This window comes from Streptomyces sp. NPDC050743, from assembly GCF_044456925.1.
GTDB lineage: Bacteria > Actinomycetota > Actinomycetes > Streptomycetales > Streptomycetaceae > Streptomyces.
Genome location: NZ_JBITGJ010000267.1, coordinates 1 through 3,330, shown reverse-complemented (window position 1 = coordinate 3,330; position 3,330 = coordinate 1). Strand labels below are relative to the sequence as shown.

Annotated in this window: 2 protein-coding genes and 1 pseudogene; 1 reads left to right on the top strand and 2 read right to left on the bottom strand. The window is 66.9% G+C overall.

Features of this window, described 5'->3' with window-relative positions; genetic code table 11:
• Positions 1 to 157 precede the first annotated feature (157 nt).
• Together ACIBJF_RS52725 and ACIBJF_RS52720 are read right to left on the bottom strand one after the other, a co-directional pair.
• A pseudogene (locus ACIBJF_RS52725) lies at positions 158 to 496 on the bottom strand (transposase); the annotation flags it as partial.
• A gap of 440 nt (positions 497 to 936) precedes the next feature.
• Positions 937 to 1,596, bottom strand: coding sequence for a DUF4232 domain-containing protein (locus tag ACIBJF_RS52720; protein ID WP_399185010.1), 660 nt, complete (start codon positions 1,594 to 1,596; stop codon positions 937 to 939).
• 528 nt (positions 1,597 to 2,124) lie between these two features.
• Between ACIBJF_RS52720 and ACIBJF_RS52715 the strand changes: the two genes are divergently transcribed.
• On the top strand, positions 2,125 to 2,847 hold the full coding sequence (locus ACIBJF_RS52715) for an IS5 family transposase (RefSeq protein ID WP_399185009.1): 723 nt from the start codon (positions 2,125 to 2,127) through the stop codon (positions 2,845 to 2,847).
• Positions 2,848 to 3,330: the final 483 nt, after the last annotated feature.

The following is a 3,330-nucleotide window of genomic DNA, read 5'->3' as shown; positions in this document are numbered from 1 at the left end:
TCCTACATCCAGGGCCGACAACCACCCCACTCATCGCAGACCGTGACGGACAGTCAGCGGCCACCGACCCTGCACCGCTCAACTTCGAAGACCCGTCAAGCGCCAGAAGTACGCCGCGTCGGCTGTGCGCCGGGGCGATCCGATGAGTGATTGCGCAGAGGCGGTGGTCGCGGACCATCGCCCACAGCGCGTCGACCCGGCGACGGGTGAGAGCGGGAACGGGTGGGACGCGCAGCAGGCCCTCGGCTCGCCTTCGAAGGCAGAAGTCTCTGGGGCGATCGGGCTACCGCATGGCGCTCTGCGCGGAGAGGTCGAACACCAGGCGCGGACAGCGGTCGTACCACTTGGGCCGGTGCAGGTTGCCCGTCCGGCATCCTGAGTCACGCGGAACCGGCGCCAAGCCGGCGTGCGGGACCAGGCGGCCCGCGTCACGGGAGGACGCCAGGTCACCGGCGACAACGACGAGTTCGGCACCCAGAAGTGGTCCCATTCCCGGAAAACCCGTCCGGGCCCTGGAGAGGGACATCCGCGCCTGGATCGCCACCGCAGCGCGCGCTACCGACGCTGTCCTGGAGGAGTTCGGTGGCCTATGGCTCGGAACTGGGCCCGGTTACAGACGTGCAGCACCGACCGCATGTCCTGACAACCTGCGTAACGGGTTCGGCCGGTACCCCGTCCTGCTCCAGCACCGGGGCCGGGGTGGGGGAACGGTGCCAGGACCGACGCACCCGCAGGGTCGACCCGAGCCGTCTGGTCCGCGGCGGCGATCCGGTTGGGGACGACCTCGTCGAACCCCAGGAGGAACCTCATGATGAGGACCCACGGAATCCGACCGGCACAGGCGGACGGATTCCGTTTCAGCCGACGATCGAGGCTCAGCCCGTTCGGCCACGCGAGGCAGAACGGGCGGCCTGACTTCAGAGCTTCGGCCCCGGGTCAGCGCACCGAGTGAACCGGGCCGACCTTGAAGGCGTGGATGCTCGTGCCGCTGCACTCCTGCGTCTTCCACGGCACGTCGATCAGATCCTTCGAGCCGGGCGCGAAGACACCGACGAAGGAGACGTCCTTGAGGCGGCACTCGCTGGCGGAGAAGCCGGACTGCCCGTCAGGCGCCGTGACTTCCGAGGCGGCGTGACCGTTCGGGAGCAAGGTCACCGTCGTGACAGACGCGCTGGTGTCACGGACGGCGCCGTTGCCTATCTGAGTGCCGTCGCCACCGTGGAAGGAGACGCCCGGAAAGCCGGTGAGCGTACACGGGCTGCTGCCGGTGTTCTGGATGAGCAGCTGGAAGTGCGTCGTGCCGGCGCCGCTGTCGAAGTTCCCCGCCGAGACCTTCAGATCCGCGGCGGTGCACGCCAGTGGTCCGCCGTCCGTGCCACTGCTCCTGCCGGATCCCCGGTTCCGGCCACCGGAGCGGTCGGCCGACGTGGACGCGGAGGTGCTCGAAGAGGTGTCGGCGCTGGCTGCTGCCGAAGCGGGAGCCGAAGTGCCGCTGGCAGAGGCGCCATCGGTCTCCGCGCCGCACGCTGTCAATGCCATGCCGGACAGAGCCAGGGCGAGAACGGGCAGAGCGTGGCGGGCAGTCGTGGCCTTCATGGCGGATCCGTTTCGTGCTTTGTGGCGAGGTCTTTCCCCGTCGCGGGCATCACTCTTCTTGATCACCCGGGGCCTGACCAGCCCAGAGCGAGTCCTGTGACCACTCCGCCGGAAAACAGTTACCGTTCAACAACTTAAATGGCTCCGATATTCTATAATTTGGCACCCAGATTCAATCTTTACAGATGGGATCCCACCCTGGGAAGCCCAGTGTCGACGTGATGCGGCTGCTCGACAGGAAGCCTCCGGACGCCCAGTCTCCGAGCATTCAGATAGTGGCGTATTTCGCTGTAGTGCATATTCCTGATGCCGGAATATCGCCCAGCAGACCGCCGGGCCTGCAAACCGGGTTCCTTTGGGTTGCGAAACCCTCTGGTGAAAGTCCGCCCAGGCGGCAAACAGATCTTGTGGAAGTGCCCTGGCCCGGCGTGACCGATGTGACGATTCGGCCGTTCAGGAGGGTGTGAGTACTCGGCCGTGGATCGTGGACGACGAGTTGTGGGCGCTGATCGGGCCGATGCTGACGCCATGGCCGGAGAAAGCGCCGGGCCCGCAACCGGTAGCGGACCGGCTTGTCTGCAGAGCATCCTGTACGTGCTCCACAACGACATGGCCTGGCAACTCCTGCCCCCAGAGCTGGGGTTCGGCTCCGGACAGACCTGCTGGCGACGCCTGGACCGCTGGCAAAAGGCCGGAGTCTTCGAGCAACTGCACCGCATCCTGCTCGCCGAACTCAACGCCGCCGGCGAACTCTACTGGACCCGGGCGTGCGTGGACGGCTCCCACATCCGCGCGAAAGAAAAGGGAGCCGACACTGGTCCGTCGCCGGTCGACCGGCGGAAGACGAGCAGCAAACACCGTCTGATCCGCGACGGACGCGGCACCCCGCTCAAAGTCATCACCACCGCCGCCCACGTCAACGACGTCACCCAGACCATCGCCCTCGTCGACGGCATTCCGCCCGTGGCCGGACGGACGGGCCGTCCGCGGCACCGCCCCGACTCACTTCTCGGTGACAAAGGCTACGACTCCCACCCCAACCGGCGTGAGCTGCGCAAGCGGCGGATCCTGCCGGTCATCTCCCGCAAGGGCGCCCGAACATCAAGGGACTGGGCAAACTCCGCTACGTCGTCGAGCAGACCTCCGCTACGCAACCGCGTGATCAGTTTCGAACAGAAGAGATACCCGGAAGCAGCAGAACTGCCCTCTGAGCTGCGGCGACGGGGCCGGCTAAGCGACCCGGAGACATAGGCGTCCATGCCCGCTGTGGCCAAAGGATGGAGCAGAGCCGTCTCGAGATCGCCATGCAGGCGCAGCAGTACTTGGTCGTCACCGACTAGGCAGTCGGTGTACGGAAGGGCGTGGGACAGCAGGCGGGCGAAAACGTCACAGGCCACCCGGACGTCCACCCTGTCGAGCCCGAGCCAGACGTGCAGCGTGCCGTCCTGGACCGTCAGCTCGACGCGATGCGGGTGCCGGCCGCCTCGGCCACTTCGCCGCACCACGCCAGTGAGCGAGGACGAGCGTGGTCGCGCCGTCCTGCGGGACAGGCGTGCAGCTTGGGGCCCGGCGCCAGTCGGCACGAGCGTCACGGAGGACGCCGAGGACGGTGGAGTAGTGGCGGGACTCCGTGGAGAAGGATGGTGTCCCGCCAAGTGGTGTAGCAGCGATCTCTGCATAGCCCCTGGTCATGGGGCGGCCATCGCGCAACTCTCCGAGTAGAGAGGCTCGTTG